The organism is Rhizobium sp. P28RR-XV (assembly GCF_012641385.1).
Lineage (GTDB): Bacteria > Pseudomonadota > Alphaproteobacteria > Rhizobiales > Rhizobiaceae > Rhizobium.
Genome location: NZ_JABAIG010000004.1, coordinates 414,715 through 434,734, shown reverse-complemented (window position 1 = coordinate 434,734; position 20,020 = coordinate 414,715). Strand labels below are relative to the sequence as shown.

General features: G+C 60.2%; 14 protein-coding genes. 8 read left to right on the top strand and 6 right to left on the bottom strand.

The features are described from left to right. The first annotated feature begins 55 nt into the window (after positions 1 to 55). Positions 56 to 1,273, top strand: a complete 1,218-nt coding sequence (locus HGP12_RS11410; RefSeq protein WP_168878793.1) for an OpgC family protein — start codon at positions 56 to 58, stop codon at positions 1,271 to 1,273. 341 nt (positions 1,274 to 1,614) lie between these two features. Beyond that, positions 1,615 to 2,706 carry a porin gene (locus tag HGP12_RS11405; protein WP_168878792.1) on the top strand — a complete coding sequence of 364 codons (1,092 nt, stop codon included), beginning with the start codon at positions 1,615 to 1,617 and terminating at the stop codon, positions 2,704 to 2,706. A gap of 507 nt (positions 2,707 to 3,213) precedes the next feature. Here HGP12_RS11405 and HGP12_RS11400 read toward each other — a convergent pair. Further along, entirely contained in the window at positions 3,214 to 4,983 is a 1,770-nt protein-coding gene (locus HGP12_RS11400; RefSeq protein ID WP_168878791.1) for a glucan ABC transporter ATP-binding protein/ permease, read from the bottom strand. Positions 4,984 to 5,360: 377 nt separating this feature from the next. Between HGP12_RS11400 and HGP12_RS11395 the strand changes: the two genes are divergently transcribed. Together HGP12_RS11395 and pyc are read left to right on the top strand one after the other, a co-directional pair. Beyond that, a complete protein-coding gene (locus tag HGP12_RS11395; RefSeq protein WP_168878790.1) occupies positions 5,361 to 6,101 on the top strand; it encodes a helix-turn-helix transcriptional regulator in 741 nt (246 codons plus the stop codon). A gap of 117 nt (positions 6,102 to 6,218) precedes the next feature. After that, entirely contained in the window at positions 6,219 to 9,680 is a 3,462-nt protein-coding gene (gene pyc / locus HGP12_RS11390) for a pyruvate carboxylase (RefSeq protein ID WP_168839712.1), read from the top strand. A gap of 203 nt (positions 9,681 to 9,883) precedes the next feature. Here the strand turns inward: pyc and HGP12_RS11385 are convergent, their stop codons facing one another. The 4 genes from HGP12_RS11385 to HGP12_RS11370 form a co-directional block, all read right to left on the bottom strand. Next, positions 9,884 to 11,137 carry an MFS transporter gene (locus tag HGP12_RS11385; protein WP_168878789.1) on the bottom strand — a complete coding sequence of 418 codons (1,254 nt, stop codon included), beginning with the start codon at positions 11,135 to 11,137 and terminating at the stop codon, positions 9,884 to 9,886. Between the two features lie 256 nt (positions 11,138 to 11,393). Further along, positions 11,394 to 12,155 (bottom strand): amino acid ABC transporter ATP-binding protein, encoded by a 762-nt coding sequence (locus tag HGP12_RS11380; RefSeq protein WP_168878788.1) that lies wholly within the window; start codon positions 12,153 to 12,155, stop codon positions 11,394 to 11,396. Continuing rightward, positions 12,152 to 12,832, bottom strand: coding sequence for an amino acid ABC transporter permease (locus HGP12_RS11375; RefSeq protein ID WP_168839715.1), 681 nt, complete (start codon positions 12,830 to 12,832; stop codon positions 12,152 to 12,154). Before HGP12_RS11375 ends, HGP12_RS11380 begins: the two co-directional genes overlap by 4 nt. An 85-nt stretch (positions 12,833 to 12,917) precedes the next feature. Further along, positions 12,918 to 13,691: an amino acid ABC transporter substrate-binding protein gene (locus tag HGP12_RS11370; RefSeq protein WP_168839716.1), complete on the bottom strand. Its 774-nt coding sequence runs from the start codon at positions 13,689 to 13,691 to the stop codon at positions 12,918 to 12,920. A 491-nt stretch (positions 13,692 to 14,182) separates the two neighbouring features. On the opposite strand from HGP12_RS11370, the gene HGP12_RS11365 reads away from it, so the two are divergent. Both HGP12_RS11365 and HGP12_RS11360 read left to right on the top strand, forming a co-directional pair. Then, a complete protein-coding gene (locus tag HGP12_RS11365) occupies positions 14,183 to 15,163 on the top strand; it encodes an SGNH/GDSL hydrolase family protein (protein WP_168878787.1) in 981 nt (326 codons plus the stop codon). Between the two features lie 31 nt (positions 15,164 to 15,194). Further along, on the top strand, positions 15,195 to 16,229 hold the full coding sequence (locus HGP12_RS11360; protein ID WP_168839718.1) for an acyltransferase: 1,035 nt from the start codon (positions 15,195 to 15,197) through the stop codon (positions 16,227 to 16,229). Between the two features lie 81 nt (positions 16,230 to 16,310). On the opposite strand, the gene HGP12_RS11355 is transcribed toward HGP12_RS11360, so the two are convergent. Beyond that, positions 16,311 to 17,183 carry a DMT family transporter gene (locus HGP12_RS11355; RefSeq protein WP_168878786.1) on the bottom strand — a complete coding sequence of 291 codons (873 nt, stop codon included), beginning with the start codon at positions 17,181 to 17,183 and terminating at the stop codon, positions 16,311 to 16,313. A 255-nt stretch (positions 17,184 to 17,438) separates the two neighbouring features. Between HGP12_RS11355 and HGP12_RS11350 the strand changes: the two genes are divergently transcribed. Together HGP12_RS11350 and ispG are read left to right on the top strand one after the other, a co-directional pair. Then, the gene (locus tag HGP12_RS11350; RefSeq protein ID WP_168878785.1) at positions 17,439 to 18,638 is read left to right on the top strand and encodes an MFS transporter; all 1,200 of its coding nucleotides are present in this window, start codon (positions 17,439 to 17,441) and stop codon (positions 18,636 to 18,638) included. A 127-nt stretch (positions 18,639 to 18,765) separates the two neighbouring features. Beyond that, positions 18,766 to 20,019: a flavodoxin-dependent (E)-4-hydroxy-3-methylbut-2-enyl-diphosphate synthase gene (ispG, locus tag HGP12_RS11345; RefSeq protein ID WP_168839721.1), complete on the top strand. Its 1,254-nt coding sequence runs from the start codon at positions 18,766 to 18,768 to the stop codon at positions 20,017 to 20,019. Position 20,020 lies beyond the last annotated feature (1 nt).

Sequence of the window (20,020 nt, the reverse complement as noted above, 5' to 3'; positions counted from 1 at the left end):
AAAGGGGGAACTCTTTGGCCCCGATTGCATTTGATTGTCGGAACAGGAGAGTTTTATGAATTCAAGGGCGAATATCGGCTCAGCGGCGGTGCAACATATAAGCCTGCCCAAGCCGGTCTCTCAGAGGGATACCCGACTGGATGTTCTCAGAGCCTTGGCTCTGATCATGATTTTCATCAACCATGTGCCAGGGCAGTTTTTCGAGGATTTGACCTCAAAGAATTTCGGCTTTTCCGACGGGGCGGAAGCTTTCGTGCTGATCTCCGGCATCTCGGTTGGTCTAGCCTATGGAACGAAGTTTTCACCCGGCAATCGCTTGAAAATGGCGTGGAAGGCGATCAAGCGGGCATTCACGCTTTATACCGCGCATATGATCACGACCTTCGTGACATTGGTACTGTTCATCTCGGGGGCATGGATTTTTCACCAGAAGGGTCTGCTCTGCGAAGTGAACATCCTGGCGTTGCTGATGGATCCGGCGCGCGGCATTCCTGCGCTGCTGACGCTCGGACACCAGATCGGCTACAACAATATCCTGCCGATGTATGGCGCCCTGTTTCTGATGCTGCCGCTGATCATGCTGCTGGAGGCGAAAAACCCGCTGCTCCTGCTGTTGATTTCTGTCGGCGTCTGGCTGGTGTCGGGCATCTACTATATCGCGCCGCATACGACGCTGCTCGATGGCTTCTGGTTCCTCAATCCGTTGTCCTGGCAGCTCCTATTCGTCATCGGTTTCATGGCCACCATGCACGTCAAGCGCGGCGGGCGCGTCCCCGTCCATCCAGTGCTGATCGCGCTTGCGTCCGCCTATGTGCTCCTTTCCTTCATCTGGGTGACCGACAAGCTCTGGATCCTCGGCGATTATCTAGCCACGCTTGGCCTGCCTACCGTCATTACCGGCTTCGACAAGACGTTCCTGTCGCTGCCGCGCCTGCTGCACGTGCTGGCGCTCGCCTATCTGATCGTCAGCATACCCTCCATCTCACAGCTGCTGCGCCGCTCCGCGAATCATCCGCTGACGATCCTTGGCCGGCATTCGCTCAGCATCTTCGTGGCGGGCACGATCCTCGCCATGACTGGTCAGGTGATCCTATATGTGACGAACAAGAGCCCGACCGTCGGCGCGATCTATGTCGTCATCGGCATCGCCGCGCAGTTCCTCTACGCCTATTATCTGGAACACAAGCGGCTGCAACTTGCCGGCGCGCGTGCGGCGAAAGTGCCCGCCGTAAGGGCGATCACGATGCCCGCACATATCGCGAAGCGTCGCTGACTTCCTGAGCTGCGCGTCGATGCGCGGCTCAATCCCATGATTTTCTTTATTATTTCTTTTTGTGACACTTTCGCGAAGGAAGTGTGACGTGATTTTTCTGCAACGCGGCATGATTGCGCTGCGTCGCAGCAGAATTTCGAGTGCCCAAAATCTTGTTGTGCAAAATCTAATTGTTATATGGTCGATGTGACGACGCTCGGGGAGCGCCGCCATCGCGTTGCCGGCATTGTCCAAGGGGATCGCCGCGCCTTCGCGGGGATTGTCAAAATCGGGAATGGGTAGGGACGTCGAATTCTCGGCGCGATGGCTCATGTCCAATCGATACTGAATTGGAGTAATCTATGAATATCAGAAGTCTTCTTCTCGGTTCGGCCGCCGCTCTGGCAGCTGCATCGGGAGCACAGGCGGCTGACGCCATCGTGGCTACCGAGCCGGAACCGCTCCAGTACGTTCGCATCTGCGATGCTTACGGCCCCGGCTACTTTTTCATTCCGGGCACCGAAACCTGCCTGAAGGTCGGCGGCCGCGTCCGCACCGAGGGCGAATGGTATGATGCCTATAACCCGAACAGCAAGAACGGCACGCTCTGGCACACCCGTGCGGAACTGAGCGTCGACACCGCGACCGACACCGAATATGGCCCGCTGAAGACCAACACGGTCGTCCGTTGGGACTGGAATGACGGCAATGCGACCAGCACAAAGCTGCTCTGGGCCAATATCAGCCTCGGCGGCTTCCTGGTCGGTAAGGCCGATTCGCAGTACAACTACTACATGGGTTACGCCGGCAACGTCATCAACGACGACGTCATCTATGACGGCCCGAAGGAACTTAACCAGCTCACCTACAAGTATGATGCCGGCAACGGCTTCACGGCAGTCATCTCGCTCGAGGATTCCAACTCTTCCAGCGATACGTCGTCCTATGGCGGCGCATGGCAGACCGGCAAGGGCAACCATTATGCTCCGGACGTCGTTCTCGGCGCCGGCTATAAGACGGGTGCATGGACCCTTCGCGTGATCGGCGGCTATGATAGCGTCGTCGAGGAAGGCGCAATCAAAGCTCGTATCGACGCCGATTTCGGTGACTTCAAGGCCTTCCTGATGGGCGGGTACAACACGGACGGCGACAAGCTGAACAAGTATGCAGGCTCCTACTTGAACAGCAACCGTTCCGCCTGCCCGACCAACGGCGCAGATTGCGGCTGGGGCGACTGGGCCTTCTGGACGGGCGCCAGCTATCAGCTGAACCCGAAGCTGCAGGCCAATGCTCAGGTCGCCTACACCGACTCGGAGATCTTTGCCGCCACCGCCAACGTTGCCTGGCGCCCGGTCAAGGATCTGCTGGTCGAGCCGGAAGTTTCCTACACGAACTGGGATGCTGCCGACCGCGATCAGTGGGCCGGCGTACTCCGCTTCGAGCGCAAGTTCTGATCTGATACCGGTTGGGCGCCGATCTTAACTCCTGGTGCGCCCCAGCCAATTGACCTCCGATCAGAAAACGGAAAGGCTCGGTTTTCCCGCCGGGCCTTTCTTGTTTTTGGTTAGCCGATCGAGGAAAGGACCTCGATGCTCAGGCTTCTTGGGAGCATGGTCCCTCACTCAGCTCTCTCCCCGCAAGCGGCAGAGCAATCGCATTTGAGGCACGTATGCGCCACAAGTTCCTTCTCTCCTCGGAACGAAGGCGGCCCGCCCTTCACAAGCTCAGGGAGGCGGATGAGGAGGTTGACCGATTTGAATGCGGGGATTTTCGTGCTCTTGGCAGCACCCCTCATCCGCCTGTCGGCACCTTCTCCCCGAGGGGAGAAGGTGGACGCGGCAGCAACCTCATTTCATATGAGAGTGCCCTATCGTTCTGGCGAAAGGGAGTCTTTTATGTTTGCACGAAAAAGCCGGGAGAGCGGTGCTCTCCCGGCTTCGATCTTGGGCCCCTTGCGAAGATCAGGCGGCTTCGGTTTCCGTCGTGTGTGCCTTGCGGACTTCCTCGTCCGTCAGGATGCCGCTGGCACGCAGCAGGGCGGCGAAGCGGCCATTGCTCTGGCTGAGCTCGGTGAAGCTGCCGTTCTCGATGACGCGGCCATTATCGAGGAAGAGCACGATATCGGCCTCGCGCACCGTCGACAGGCGGTGGGCGATGATGAAGGTCGTGCGGTTCTGGCGCAGGTTGTCGATTGCCGCCTTGACCCTGTTCTCGGTTTCCACGTCGAGTGCGCTTGTCGCCTCGTCGAGCACGAGGATCGGAGCGTCCTTCAGAATGGCGCGAGCGATCGCGATACGCTGGCGTTCGCCACCGGAAAGCTTGTTGCCACGCTCGCCGACACGTGTCTCGTAGCCGCTTTCACGAGTTTCGATGAAGTCGTTGGCGGCGGCGGCCTGAGCAGCGCGGATCATTTCTTCCTCCGTCGCGCCTTCACGGCCGAGGCGGATGTTGTCGCTGATCGAACGATTCAGCAGGCCAGCATCCTGGAAGACGGTGGCGATGTAGCGGCGCAGCGAGCGGCGCGTCACCTTGGTGATGTCGTTGCCGTCGACGAGGATCTGACCGGACTGCGGGTCAAAGACGCGCTGCAGCAGATTGACGAGCGTCGTCTTACCGGCGCCGGTCGGGCCGACGATAGCAACGGTCTGGCCAGCCTTCACCTTGAAGGAGATGTCGTGCAGACCCTGCGAGGTGCTGGCAAAGCCGAAGGAAACGTTGCGGAATTCCACTTCGCCCTTCACGTCCTTGATCTCCGCCAGACCAGCCGGCTCTTCGCGTTCGCGGACCGAATCTTCCAGTGTATAGAAGTCTTCGAGCTTGGCGCGAGCCTCGAAAATCTGGTTGGCGAAGTTGCGCAGCTGCTCAAGGCGGCCGATCAGCACGTTCGCAAATGCGATGAAGGTGATCAGCGCACCGAGGCTCAGGCTGCCACCCTGGACGAGGACGGTGCCGATCATCAGGATCGCCATCATCGCGACGGTCGACGCCGTGCGGTTCAGGGCACCGGCAAGGGCCCACCAGTCGAGAACCGGATATTGCGCGGCCAGCAGCCGCTCGGTGAACGACTTCAGCGCCTTGGTCTCTGCTTCGATGCGATTGTAGCTATGCAGCACCGAAACGTTGCTGATCGAGTCGCTGACATGCGAGAAGACGGTATTGTAATGGCTTTCGACCGAGGTCTGGCCATCCTTCGTGCGGTTCATCACCAGGCGGCCGATGGTCCAGTAGAAGACGCCGAGCAGGATCAGCACGGCCGAGAGACGCAGGTCCATAGCCATGGCGGTCGGGATCATGACGACGAGTGCAACGGCTGTCGTCAGGTGATTGCGCATGAATTCCAGCCACAGGCCGAACAGCGCTTCGCAGGCGCGAAGCAGTGTGTTCAGCGCGCTCGCCGTACCGCGCTGGCTATGCCAGGAAAGCGGCATGGAGATGATGCGGCCGAATGCCTCGGTCAGCAAAGATGCGCGGCGGCCATGCGCGAGACGATCCGCCTCGCGGGACACGACGATGAAGGCCACGGCACTGAACACGGCAAAACCGGCCCACAGCATCATGGTCGGCGTCACTGCCTCTTTCTTGGCAATGGCGTCGAAGATGCGGCCGAATAGAACCGGCTCATAGATCGTTGTCATCGCCAATGCGATGTTTGCGATCACGACCATCCAGACGCGATATCGATACGCGCCAAGATACTTCAGGGCTCTTGCATAGACTTTGAACAGCGACACGTCTGGCACCCTCTTGCACAAGCAAAACTAGGAATGCTGCGACACTACAGATCGCTACCTGAACCGGCGATTAACGGAATCTGCAGCTGTTTTTTCAGGGAATTTTTCGCGCAATGCGCGCGATGGCATTATGATGACGCTATCGGTCGCCGCAGAAATATGACAATTTAGGGAGACTTGGACGCGACAGCATCGCGTATCCCAAGCAGCGCACAGATCGCCAGTCAGGGTTGAACTGTAAAAAAATCGCTAAGGGCGTTCAATTTTGCGCCAACATGAGTATGTTGCCGGCGATTGAGCGCGCCGTGGGGCCAGACGGGCATGGTCGTAATGCCCCCCTCCGCCGGTAAGTCAGGCTGCAAAGCCAAGGGGTAGATGTGAATATCCATTCGCTGTTACAATTGCTTGTGGTCATCGAAGAGTGCAAGCTTGCAAACGACGTCGTGACCGAGCTCGAGCGCGTGCTCCGTTCCTACAAGTTTGAATTCTACGGGCTGCTGAAACAGACGCGGCCGAATGTCGACGTCGCGAACTTCATGCTCGCGGGCCGCTGGCCCGATCGGTGGCCGCTTATCTATGTTCGCAAGCGGTACATGCTCGTCGATCCGGTCGCGCGCTATCTTGGCCGGGCGCAGCGTCCTTTCCGCTGGCGCGACGCCGTCATTGCCCTGAAGGTGGATTCGCTGAGGCGGCGGATGGAGCAGATGATGGCGGACGCCCGCGCCCACGGGCTTGTCGACGGGTATGTTTTTCCGATTCATGGGCGAAGCGGCTTGCTTGGATGCATGACGATCGGTGGCGATGCGATCGATCTTTCTCCGACGGAACTTTCTCTATTCGATGCAGTCGCCAAAAAGGCCTTCTGGCGGCTTCTGGAGCTGAACGGCGGAGCGCAATCCCTGGAGGACCTGGGAAGGACCGAGCGGAAGCTGACCAAGCGCGAAATGGAGGTGCTGAACCACCTGGCCGACGGCATGACGTCGATCGAGATCAGCCGGCTGCTGACGATCTCCAACCACACCGTCGACTGGTACATGAACAGTATTCAGGACAAGCTGAATGCCAAAAACAGGCAGCATATCGTTGCCATCGCTTTCAGAACCGGACTTATTCCGTAATGGCAACTATTTTGCTGTCGGATGTCGCAGGAGAAATTGAACTTCCCGTGACAAGAAGTTAAGAATTTTCTTCGCGGGTGCAGCATTGCCCGTTTTCGATGCCGTGAGGAGAGCGCATTGCCCATTTCCAAGATCCTGGTCGCCAACCGTTCCGAAATCGCCATCCGCGTATTCCGCGCCGCTAACGAGCTTGGCATAAAAACGGTGGCCATCTGGGCCGAAGAAGACAAACTCGCGCTGCATCGCTTCAAGGCGGATGAGAGTTATCAGGTCGGCCGCGGTCCGCACCTTGCCCGCGATCTCGGGCCGATCGAGAGCTATCTGTCGATCGACGAGATCATCCGTGTCGCCAGGCTTTCCGGCGCCGATGCCATCCACCCCGGCTACGGCCTGCTGTCGGAAAGCCCGGAATTCGTCGATGCATGCGATGCCGCCGGCATCATCTTCATCGGCCCAAGGGCCGATACGATGCGCCAGCTCGGCAACAAGGTTGCGGCGCGCAATCTGGCGATCTCGGTCGGCGTGCCCGTCGTGCCGGCAACCGAGCCGCTGCCGGAGGATATGGCCGAAGTTGCCAAGATGGCTGAGGAGATCGGCTATCCGGTCATGCTCAAGGCCTCCTGGGGCGGCGGCGGCCGCGGCATGCGCGTCATCCGCTCCAAGGCCGATCTCGCCAAGGAAGTGACGGAAGCCAAGCGCGAGGCGAAGGCCGCCTTCGGCAAGGACGAGGTCTATCTCGAAAAGCTGGTCGAGCGCGCCCGCCATGTCGAAAGCCAAATCCTTGGCGACACACATGGCAACGTCGTGCACCTGTTCGAGCGCGACTGTTCGGTTCAGCGCCGTAACCAGAAGGTCGTCGAGCGCGCGCCGGCGCCCTATCTCAGCGATGCGCAGCGCCAGGAGCTGGCCGCCTATTCGCTGAAGATCGCCGAGGCGACGAATTATGTCGGCGCCGGCACCGTCGAATATCTGATGGATGCCGATACCGGCAAATTCTACTTCATCGAAGTCAATCCGCGCATCCAGGTCGAGCATACGGTGACCGAAGTCGTCACCGGCATCGATATCGTCAAGGCGCAGATCCACATTCTCGACGGCTTCGCCATCGGGACGGCAGAATCGGGCGTTCCGAAGCAGGCGGATATCCGCCTCAACGGCCATGCGCTGCAGTGCCGCGTGACGACCGAGGATCCGGAGCACAATTTCATCCCGGATTACGGCCGCATCACCGCCTATCGCTCCGCTTCCGGCTTCGGTATCCGTCTCGACGGCGGCACCTCCTACACCGGCGCGATCATCACCCGCTATTACGATCCGCTGCTGGTGAAGGTAACCGCCTGGGCGCCGAACCCGCAGGAGGCGATCGCCCGCATGGACCGCGCTCTGCGCGAATTCCGCATTCGTGGCGTGGCGACGAACCTCACCTTCCTAGAAGCGATCATCACGCATCCGAAATTCCGCGACAACAGCTATACGACGCGCTTCATCGATACGACGCCGGAGCTGTTCCAGCAGGTCAAGCGCCAGGATCGCGCCACCAAGCTGTTGACCTATCTCGCCGACGTCACCGTCAACGGCCATCCCGAAACGCGCGGCCGTCCGTCACCGTCGCCGAAGGCGGCAGAGCCGGTGCTGCCCTATATCGATGGCAAGGTGCCCGACGGCACCAAGCAGCTGCTCGACAAGCTCGGTCCGCAGAAATTCGCCGAATGGATGCGCGGCGAACAGCGCGTGCTGATGACCGACACGACGATGCGCGACGGACATCAATCGCTGCTCGCGACCCGCATGCGAACCTATGATATCGCCAGCGTCGCCGGCACCTATGCACGCGCCTTGCCGCAGCTGCTGTCGCTGGAATGCTGGGGCGGTGCCACCTTCGACGTTTCCATGCGCTTTCTGACGGAAGACCCGTGGGAACGTCTGTCGCTGATCCGCGAGGCCGCGCCGAACCTGCTCCTGCAGATGCTGCTGCGCGGCGCCAACGGCGTCGGCTACACCAACTATCCCGACAATGTCGTAAAGTACTTCGTCCGCCAGGCGGCCAAGGGTGGCATCGATCTCTTCCGCGTCTTCGACTGCCTGAACTGGGTCGAGAACATGCGCGTGTCGATGGATGCCGTTGCCGAGGAGAACAAGCTCTGCGAGGCGGCGATCTGCTACACGGGCGACATCCTCAATTCCGCCCGTCCGAAATACGACCTGAAATATTACACGGATCTCGCCGTCGAGCTGGAAAAGGCCGGTGCCCACATCATCGCGCTGAAGGATATGGCGGGCCTCCTGAAGCCGGCCGCGGCGAAGGTGCTGTTCAAGGCGTTGCGCGAGGCGACCGGGCTGCCGATCCACTTCCACACGCATGATACGTCGGGCATTGCTGCCGCAACCGTGCTCGCCGCGGTCGACGCCGGCGTCGATGCGGTTGACGCGGCGATGGATGCGCTGTCGGGCAACACCTCGCAGCCCTGCCTCGGCTCGATCGTCGAAGCCCTCAAAGGGTCCGAGCGCGATCCGGGCCTCGATCCCGAATGGATCCGCCGCATCTCCTTCTACTGGGAAGCGGTGCGCCATCAGTACGCCGCCTTCGAAAGCGATCTCAAGGGACCAGCCTCGGAGGTCTACCTGCATGAAATGCCGGGCGGCCAGTTCACCAACCTCAAGGAACAGGCCCGTTCGCTTGGCCTCGAGACCCGCTGGCACCAGGTGGCCCAGGCCTATGCCGACGCCAACCAGATGTTCGGCGATATCGTCAAGGTGACGCCGTCTTCCAAGGTCGTCGGCGACATGGCGTTGATGATGGTGTCCCAAGACCTGACGGTTGCCGATGTCGAGAACCCGGCCAAGGATATCGCCTTCCCGGATTCGGTCGTTTCCATGCTGAAGGGCGATCTCGGCCAGCCGCCGTCCGGATGGCCTAAAGCCCTGCAGAAGAAGGCGCTGAAGGGCGACAAGCCCTATGTCGTCCGCCCCGGCTCGCTGCTGGCCGAAGCCGATCTCGGCGCCGAGCGCAAGGCGATCGAAACCAAGCTGGAACGCAAGGTCGATGATTTCGAATTTGCCTCCTACCTAATGTATCCGAAGGTCTTCACCGATTATGCGCAGGCGGCCGACACTTACGGCCCAGTCTCGGTGCTGCCGACGCCGGCCTATTTCTACGGCCTGAAGGAAGGCGACGAGCTGTTCGCCGAAATCGAGAAGGGCAAGACGCTCGTCATCGTCAACCAAGCGATGACGGCGACCGACGAGAAGGGCATGGTGACAGTCTTTTTCGAGCTCAACGGCCAGCCGCGCCGCATCAAGGTGCCGGATCGCGCCCATGGTGCTTCCGGCAGCGCTATCCGCCGTAAGGTCGAAACTGGCAATGCCGCCCATGTCGGCGCGCCGATGCCGGGCGTCATCTCCACGGTCTTCGTCTCGCCCGGCCAGGCGATCAAGGCCGGCGACGTGCTTGTTTCCATCGAGGCGATGAAGATGGAGACGGCGCTGCACGCCGAGAAGGATGGTACGATTTCCGAGGTGTTGGTGCGCGCCGGCGACCAGATCGACGCCAAGGATCTGCTCGTCGTCTATGGTGCGTGATCGGCAAGGGACGGTTTTCGAACCTGGCCGCTAGAGCAATTCCAGGAAAAGTGCTGAGCGGTTTTCCGTCCGGAATTGCGAGAAAACAAGAAGTGAGGGCGGTTCTGCGATTCCGCGAAAAGCTAAACTGCTCTAACTGAACGCAGACAATTCTCTACCGCAAGGCCTGACTGTTGCAGCCGGCTTTGCGGTAGAAATGCCTTTTATCGCGGCTTATGGGCATGCCGCTCCACCAAGGCGGCCCAAAGTGCCGACAGCAGCGCGAGCAGTGCGGATATCAGCATCAGCGCGAAGAGAGTATGAATATCAGCCGATCGCGCGAGGAACAGCCCGCCGATAGAGCCGATGAGCGCGCCGCCTGCGATCCGCATGGCAGCCGCCAGCCCCGCAGCCGTCCCGACCATGTCCGCACGGACCGACATGGCGCCGCTATTGGCGGCCGGCATGGTGAGGCCATTGCCGATGCCGATGAAGATGCAGGGGCCGAAGAGTGCCAGTACCTGCGTCAATCCCGAAAGCGACAGGGCGAGGCCGATCGACAGGCCGATGCAGGTCAGAAGCCGCGCGATGACAAGGATCGTGCCGAGCGGGATTCTTGCGGCGTAACGGCCGGCCAGATAGCTACCTAGGATGAAGCCGGCGGGAACCAGTCCCATATAGAAGCCGAGCCAGGCGCTCGACCCGAGCACATCGCCCATCGTGAGTGGCGCTCCCCCGAGGAAGATATAGAGCACGCCCATCGAGCAGGCCATGCAGAGGGTATAGGCCCAGAATCGCGCCGAAGACAAAAGCAGCCCATAGGAGGCAAGGTAGTTCCTTCGCGTCCCCGGTAAGGGGGCTCTCGATCCCTTTAATTCGCGCAGGGACAGGAGGAAGGCGGCGATGCCGAGGACCGCAAGGACGACGAAGCTGGCGCGCCAGCCGAAAAACTCGTCCAGCGACCCGCCGAACAGCGGCCCGACCATCGGTGCCAACGCCCATCCCATGGCAAGATAGCCGAATTTGCTGGCGGATTCGCGCTCGTTTGATGTTTCCTTGATGATAACGAGGGCGACGGAGTAACACGGGCCGATGCATGCCTGCATCGAGCGAAAGACGAGAAATGTGCCAATGTCGGGCGCGAGAACGCAGCCGATCGAGGCGATGATGAAGACCGCGAGCGCCGTCAGGACGACGGGACGGCGGCCGAACCGGTCCGACATCGCGCCGCCGATCGCCTCAAGGCAGGCGGTGACAATGGAAAAGCCGGCGACCGAAAGGTTCACGAGGGCGAAATCGGCGTGGAATGTCGCTGCGATCTTCGGCAGCGACGGCAGGATCATATTAACAGGCAGCACGGCAAGGGCCGAAAGCAAGATAAGGGTCGCCAGCCGCGGCGGCGGGGCCGCTTGCGTGATGGCCGTGTCTTGGATTGCTTGCGTGGCTGAACCTTCGATGCGGCTCTCGGTGCGCGTCATGGCCTTGTCCGTCGTGTGAGTGGGAAGTCGAGGAAGATCTGACGAGGCGTCGCCCTTGTTTCAGGGCAATAAAAAAGGCCCCGTCAGGAGCCTGCTTATCGCGCATGGGTGCTTTCGCCGGATGGTTACACCATCCTGCCCATGCGCCTTCCTACCACTACGAGAACGAATGCTGTGTTCATGGCGCTAACGCTATTCGCAAAGCCCTGCATCGTCAATGCATGGCCTGCCCGCGAAACGGGTGCTTGCGGTCAACTTAAATGTCGTACGTGAGCCCCGAGTTCAGCGTCGAGATGAACTGCTTGGTCCGCTCCTGCGAGGGATTGGCGAAGATGCTGCGTGAGGAGCCGGTTTCGACGATGTCGCCAGCTTCGAGGAACACCACGTTGTTGGCGATCTTCGAGGCGAGGCGCAGGTCGTGCGTCGCCATGACCATGGTCGTACCTTCATTGGCGAGCTTGCCCAGCACATCGACCACTTCGGCCGCCAGTTCCGGATCGAGCGCCGAGGTCGGCTCGTCGCAGAGCAGCACGCGCGGCGAGGGGGCAAGTGCCCGGGCAATAGCGACGCGCTGCTGCTGGCCGCCGGAGAGCGTCGAGGGCCAGGCATCCATCTTGTGCGCCATGCCGACCTTGGTCAGCAGCTCGACGGCGCGGGCGCGCGCCTTGTCTTGTGGCCAGCGCAGCACGGTCGTCAGGCCTTCCATGACGTTCTCGATGGCGGTGCGATGCGGGAAGAGCTGGAAATTCTGGAAGACCATGCCGGTCTGGCGGCGGATCTTCTGGATATCCTGCCATACAGAGCGCTTGCCGGGCGTAAAGGAGGTGGATTCCCCGCCGATGCGGATCGTTCCGGCGGTCGGGATTTCCAGCAGGTTGATGCAGCGCAGCAGCGTGCTCTTGCCGCCGCCGGAAGGGCCGACGAGGGCCGTCACCGTTCCTTCCGGGATCATCAGGCTGATGTCCTTGAGGATGACATTGTCGCCGAAGCGCTTTTCGATGTGGGACAGCTCGATCATGCGCGGGCCTCCAGCGTGCCGCCATAGCGGGCGAAACGGCGCTCTAGCGAGCCCTGCAGCACCGACAGGAAGGAGCTCATGACCAAATAAATAAGGGCAGCCTCGACATAAAGGATCAGAGGCTCGTAGGTCGTCGCCACGATGCGCTGCGCGGCCTGGAAAAGCTCCGGCACTGTGATCGCGGCGGCAAGCGAGGTATCCTTGACGAGCGAGATGAAGGTATTGGAGAGGGGCGGCACGGCCACGCGGGCTGCCTGCGGCAGGATGGTGCGGCTCATGGCCTGGCGCCAGTTCATGCCGATTGAATAGGCGGCCTCCCACTGGCCCTTTGGCACGGAGGAGATGACGGCGCGGATGATTTCGGACGTATAGGCGCCGACGCTCAGCGTAAAGCCGATCACTGCCGCCGGAAAGGCATCGAGCAGGATGCCGAGGCTCGGCAGGCCGTAGAAGATGACGAAGAGTTGGACCAGAAGCGGCGTGCCGCGGATCACCCAGACATAGAAGCGCGCAACGGCTACCAGCGGCGGTGGGCCGAATAGGCGCGTGACGGCGGTAAGCAGGCCAAGCAACAGACCGAGGACGAAGGTAATTAAGGTGAGCGGGATGGTGAAGACGAGCCCTGCCCAAAGCAGCGTGCCCAATGATTCCCACATCAGTTGCAGCCAATGCTCCACGAAGAAGCCTTTCGATAAGAGAATGCGTCCGGAGGTGACCCCGGACGCATCTTTTTCACAGTTTTATGTCGCTGCCTATGCCTTCTTACTTCGAAACGTCCTGTCCGAAGTATTTCTGCGAGATCTTGTCATAGGTGCCGTCGGCCTTGATATCGGCCAGCGCCTTGTTGATGGCGGCCACCAGTTCCGGCTCACCCTTGCGGACGATGACGGCGGAGAAATCGGCATTGGCCTGCTGGGCGACGATTTTCACTGGCGCGTCGGCCTTGTGCTTTTTGAAGTCGAGGAAAGAGAGGCTGTCGTTGATCGTGGCGTCGGCGCGGCCGGTCAGCACGAGCTGGATCGACTGGTCGAAGCCGTCGGTGCCGACGAGCTCCGCACCGGCTTCCGTGGCGATCTTGCCGAAGTTGCTGGTCAGCGACTGTGCGGATTTCTTGCCCTTGAGATCGGCGAAATCCTTGATGTCGGTGTTGCTGTCCTTGACGATCAGCACGGCCTTGGAGGCAATATAGGGTTCGGAGAAGTCATACTTCTTCTTGCGGGCTTCGGTGACGCCGACTTCGTTGATGACGGCGTCGTAGCGGTTGGCGTCGAGGCCGGCGATCAGGCCGTCCCACTTGCCTTCCAGGAACTGAGCCTTGACGCCGAGCTTCCCGGCGATCGCTTCGGCGATCTCGACGTCGAAGCCGGTCAGCTTGCCGCTTTCGTCATGAAAGGTGAAGGGCGCATAGGTGCCTTCCGTGCCGACCTTGAATACGCCGGCCGCTTGGATCGCCTTGAGGTTTTCGCCTGCATGGGCGGGGAGCAGGAATGCCGCCTGCACGAGGGCGGCGGCGGCAACAGTCTTCAACCAGTTCATCGTTTTCTTCCGTTTCTGGAGCGTTCATTCAATGTTGCATACATCGCAGAAAAATTGCAGCGCGGAAGCGTAGAAAACTGCAAAAGAATCGGGCAATTGCGAATATTTTTCTCAAGGAATTGCGATCGGGCCGCCAAGGGAGCCACTACCTCCGTCACCACCAAAAATTGCTGATCGATGGTGCAGCGCGGCATAGTGACAATTCACAATCCTGCCCTATTTGTCCCAATGTTGCCATGGTGCAGCATATGAGTGTTGGTTGGTGTGGCAGCATTCGCGCAGCGCGTGCATGTTATCCTGTGTCCTGGCGGTTTGCCGGGAGACGCGGGCGGCAATCAAACTGCGATTCTACTAGAAAATTTATAGTGCAGAAATTGATCTGACGCAGCCGAAGAGGTGATGAATTGCCCATCATTGCGCGCCGCCGGTCATGGCCGGTCATGAGGTTTGATGTTGCGATTGCGTCTCTTTTCCTGGGTTTATGTACGTTCATGCCGAGCTTCGCGGCAGAAACGATCGAGCGGCCATCGAAATGGATCGGCCGCGTTGCAGCCAGCGATGCGGCTTTCGGCTGGCCCGGCAGTGGTTTTGCGTTGCGTTTCGAAGGTACATCGCTCTCGGTTACTCTCGTTGATACCGGGAAGAATAGCCTTGAGGTCGAACTGGACGGCGTTCCCCAGCGCCTTGATCTACAGGCGGGACAGCACCGATACCAGCTTGCCGACGCTTTGCCGCAAGGCGCCCATGAGGTTCGCGTGACGCGTCGCACCGAGGGATGGATCGGCGATACCATATTCGTTTCCGCCGAAACCGATGGGTCGTTCCTTCCCGCGGAAGCACCAGCCGCAAAGCTGGTGGCAATCGGAGACTCCATTACGGCAGGCTATGGCCTCGAGGGTGTCGGCCCCGGATGCAAATTCAGCCCCGGAACGGAAAATCAATACCTGACATATGCCGCGGTTGCGGCGCGTAGCCTCGGGATGGAGCTTACGACGCTCGCTGTTTCGGGAATCGGCCTTTCGCGTGCCGGCAAGAACGCGAAAACCATGCTTGATGTCATCGACAGCGTGACGCCGTTGAGAAAGGGAACGCCGGCTCTTCCTGACGAGCGCGTTTCCGCAGTGGTTGTCAATCTCGGGACGAACGACTTTTCGGACAATAGGAATCCCAGCGATTTCGTCGACGAATACGTCAAGCTCGTCTTCAGGCTCAGATATCAGTTTCCAAAGGCGTATCTGTACGCCGCGCTCGGTCCGATGATGTCCCAAAAGGACTTCGATGTGGCCGAGAAAGCAATCGAGGCCGCCGTCCAGACGAGCGCCGCGAAAGGCGAAACTCGCCTGCGATATCTGAATTTACGCGTCAAACCGAAGGATTTCGGATGCGATTGGCATCCAAGCCGCAGCACCAATGCGGCAATGGCAACCTTGTTGGAACAAGCTATCAGAGCGGATTGGGGCCTTCATGACTAACGAGCAGATGCCTTCCATTCGACGGTCAAACTTGAAACAATTGGATTCTCTCCAGTTCCTCCGGTTCGTGGCCGCTTTTTCTGTCCTTCTCTTCCATTTCGGAAGCGGCCTTGCGATCGAATACCATCTCGATCGCAATTATTTCTTCATGGGCGCGGCCGGCGTCGACGTTTTCTTCGTTCTCAGCGGCTTCATCATCAGCTACTCGTCCGATCCGGCGCGTGGGCTTGTCTATTTCGCACGCAAGCGGATTGCCAGAATCGTTCCGCTCTACTGGCTGCTGACATTCGTGGTCGTCTTGATAGCGCTTGTGAAACCCAGCCTGCTCAATTCGACGATCGTGACCTTGGAGACGATCGTCAAATCTCTTCTTTTCGTCCCCTATCAGAAAAGCGGCGGCGCCATGCAGCCGATCCTTTTCCTGGGCTGGACGCTTTGTTACGAGGTGTTTTTCTACATAATCTATGGCGCCTGTCTGATCTTTGGCGCCAGGGCAACCTGGTTCGCTTCCGCGGCCGTCCTCTTCCTGATCGGGCTGCATGAGATTTGGCCGGAGGGATCCGTCGAATGGCGGTTCTATACAAATCCGATATTGATCGAATTCGTGCTCGGCATGATGCTTCATAAAGCATATTCGGCATACAGTGCCTTCAGGAACGGATCGAATATCGCCGCCGCTCTGCTCATTCTTCTCGCCTGCGGGGCTCATTTCTTCATTGTGACATTCGCCGGCCCCAGTCTTTTCGCCTCAAGCCTGCTTGCGGTTCTGCTCGTCTCGGGCTTCCTGCTCATGCGGATACCGTACGGGAAAGCGTGGGCTATTCTGATTCTCTTGGGGGACGCATCCTACTCGCTTTACCTCATCCATCCCTACACGCTGCAGCTTCCGATCAAACTGCTGGGCAAGCACCTCTCGCTACCCTTTGTGACGGGAATATTGGCGCTGGTCACGCTTTGCACGATCGGGATTTCGGTGCTGCTTCTCAAGTTCTTCGAGCGGCCGATGCAGGCTCTTCTGATGCGGCAGCCGAAACCCATCGAACAGGCTGTCGTTGTGGTGGAGTGAATTCAACGCCTTGGTGTGGGTTGGAAGCATTGCTTGCCGGGCAAGCTTGGCTTGTACCTGCAGGAAACGCATTGATCCGCCTCAAGCCGCAGCCGCGCGCCGCTTCATCCGCTCGCTGATGATAATAATGAACCCAGCGCTCAGGATCAAAATAGCGCCGATGAAGGTGTTGGGGCCGGGGATGTCGCCCCAGATCAGGTAGCCGAGCAGGAAAGCCCAGACGAGCGAGGTGTATTCGAACGGCGCCAGCACCGAGACGGGCGCCTGGCGCATGCCTTCGAAGAGAGCGAGCTGGCCGGCGCCGGCGATGATGCCGGTGAGCGCAAGCAGGACGATCTGGAACGGCGTCGGCGTGTGCCAATGGGCGATCGCCATGCCGGCGGTCAGGATGATGAACATGAGGTTGGAGACCGCCATCTGGATATGGCTCTTCTCGTGCAGCGCTGTCTTGCGCAAAAGCACCATGCCGCTTGCCCAGAGGACGGCGGCCTGCAGCGCCAGGTAAACCGGCCAGGAGATCGACAGACCCACCGGATTGGAAGCGATCACGACGCCGCAAAAGCCGACGCCGACCGCCATCCAGCGGGCGACGGTGACCTTTTCGCGCAGCACGATGGTCGCCAGGATAGTGCCGACGATCGGTGCGGCGTAGTAGAGCGTCGTCACCTCGGCGAGCTGCAGATAGGACGCCGCCGAATAATAGGAAATCCAGGCGATCAGGATGATGATACTGCGCACGATCATCGGCTTGATGATCGGCGAGCGCGCCACCTTGCGGATGAGCGAGGGGCCTTCGAAGACGAAGCAGCCGGCAAGGATGGTGCAGCTTCGGATGAACAGGACCTGCCAGACGGGGATGGAAGCGACGAGCAGCTTCACCGCCGAATCGTGGGCGGTGAACAGCATGTAGGCAAACACCGTAAGCAGGATGCCATAGCTGATGGAGTTTTTCACGGGGATGCACCAGAGGATGACCCGACTTGGGCCGGCTGAAGAATCTTTCAGGCCTCAAGCGATAGGAGCCTGTTTTTTCGTCGTCAATAGGGCTTTTCGCCAGGGACGTATGGTCACGAATTATTTATTCGGGGTTGTGACGTCTTTGCCTCCGCTTTAACAGACGGAGACGAAATGTGACCGTTCCGGCTGTTTTCGGTCGTTGAGATTTCAATCGATTTAAATAGACTGCGACACCGATTGGGAGGAATTTTCATGGACGATATGACGCGATTGGAGGGTCTTGAGGCGAAAAGGAGCGGATTCTTCACAAAACCGCGCGCGGCCGTGTCGTTGATGTTCCTGCTGAACGGCTTCATGGTCGGCTGCTGGGCGCCGAAAATTCCCGAATTCGCCGAGCGGCTGCAACTGACGAAATTCGAGCTCGGCCTGATGATCCTCGTCTTCGGCGTCGGCTCGCTCGTCATGATGCCGCTTGCCGGTGCGCAGATCGCCGAGCGCGGCTCGCGCGTCGTCATGCGCGCGTTTGCGGTGCTGCTGCTGCCGATGATCCTGGCGCTTACGCTGGCGCCGAATGTCTGGACTGCGGCGATCTCGCTCTTCCTCTTCGGTGGCTTCATCGGCGCCATGGACGTGGCGATGAACGCCAATGCCGTGTCGGTGGAAAAATCCATGCGCCGGGCGATCATGTCCTCCTGCCATGCCTTCTGGAGCCTGGGTGGCCTGTTAGGATCGGCGATCGGCGGTCTGCTGATCTCGCGCGTGGGCGTTCTCGGCCACGCCGAGGCCTCGACGGTTCTAGCTGTTCTTTTTCTGGTTGTTGCCTGGCCGATGGTTTTCGGCGATCAGCCGCATCCCGACGAGGCCAAGCCGAAGGCAAAGCTGCCGATGATCCCGCTGCCCTGGCTGCTCGGCATCGTCGCGCTGTTCTGCATGGTGCCGGAAGGCGCTGTGCTCGATTGGAGCGCACTTTATCTCGGCCAGGAAAAGGGAGCGTCGGTGGCGCTTTCCGGCTTCGGCTTCGCTGCCTTCTCGGCCACCATGGCGACTATGCGCTTTGCCGGCGATTTCGTCCGCGACTGGCTGGGGGCGGTACGCACGCTGCGCGTCTGCACGGTCTTTGCCATTATCGGCATGCTGACGGCGGCGCTGGCGCCAAATGCTGAAATTGCCATCCTCGGCTTTGCGCTCTGCGGCATCGGCATCTCCAACATGGTGCCGATCGCCTTTTCCGCCGCCGGCAACATTCCGGGGCTGCAGCCCGGCATCGGCATTTCGGTCGTGACCACGCTCGGCTATTCCGGCATGCTGGTCGCACCTTCGGCCATTGGCTTCGCCGCCGAGCATGTCGGCTTCTCGCCGGTCCTGATGGCGCTGCCGGTGCTGCTGCTCGTCGTGTTGGCGTTCTCGTCTCTCGCACGCTACGCCGACGGCATCGGCGAGAGCGAGCATTAATTTCGTCGCTTTTGCTCGCTAACGGGTGGGTCCCGTCCGATCAAAAGAGATTGCCGCGGCGGTTGACAACGACCGTTTCGTGATCCACCTGAAAGGCACCCATTTTCGAGGCCTGCGAGAGCTTTCCATGTCGTCCGCCACCGATTTCGATCCGAAACCGCGCCGTTCCTCCGTTGCCGTCGATGTCGGCGGCGTGATCGTCGGCGGCGGTGCTCCCGTCGTCGTGCAGTCCATGACCAATACCGACACGGCCGATATCGATTCGACCGTGGCGCAGGTCGCCGCCCTTTTCAAAGCCGGCTCGGAACTCGTGCGCATCACCGTCGATCGCGATGAAAGCGCCGCCGCCGTGCCGAAGATCCGCGAGCGGCTGCTGCGTCTCGGCATGGACGTGCCGCTGATCGGCGACTTTCATTATATCGGCCACAAGCTGCTCGCCGACCACCCAGCCTGCGCCGAGGCGCTGGCGAAATATCGCATCAATCCGGGCAATGTCGGCTTCAAGGACAAGAAGGACAAGCAGTTCGCCGAAATCATCGAGATGGCGATCCGCTACGACAAGCCGGTGCGCATCGGCGTCAATTGGGGCTCGCTCGATCAGGATTTGCTGACCGCGCTGATGGACAAGAACGCCGCCGAAGGCTCGCCGCTGTCGGCCCGGCAGGTGACGCGCGAGACCATCGTGCAGTCGGCGCTGATCTCGGCCGATCTTGCCGAGGAAATCGGCCTGCCGCGCAACCGTATCATCCTCTCGGCCAAGGTCAGCCAGGTGCAGGACCTGATCGCCGTCTATTCCATGCTGTCGGAGCGTTCCGACCATGCGCTGCATTTGGGGCTCACCGAGGCCGGCATGGGCTCCAAGGGCATCGTCGCCTCGTCGGCCGCCATGGGCTATGTGCTGCAGCACGGCATCGGCGACACGATCCGCGTGTCCCTGACGCCGGAGCCGAATGGCGACCGCACCCGCGAAGTGCAGGTGGCGCAGGAACTGCTGCAGGTTATGGGCTTCCGCCAGTTCATCCCCGTCGTCGCGGCTTGTCCCGGCTGCGGCCGCACGACATCGACCGTCTTCCAGGAACTGGCGCAGAACATCCAGAACGACATCCGCAAGAACATGCCGGTCTGGCGCGAGAAATATCCGGGCGTGGAAGCGCTCAACGTCGCCGTGATGGGCTGCATCGTCAACGGCCCCGGCGAAAGCAAGCATGCCGATATCGGCATTTCGCTCCCCGGTACGGGCGAAACGCCGGCCGCCCCGGTCTTCATCGACGGCCAGAAGGCCATGACGCTGCGTGGCCCGAACATCGCCTCCGATTTCGAGGCGCTTGTGACCGATTATATCGAGAAGCGGTTCGGCCAGAAGAATGTCGCGGCGGAGTGAT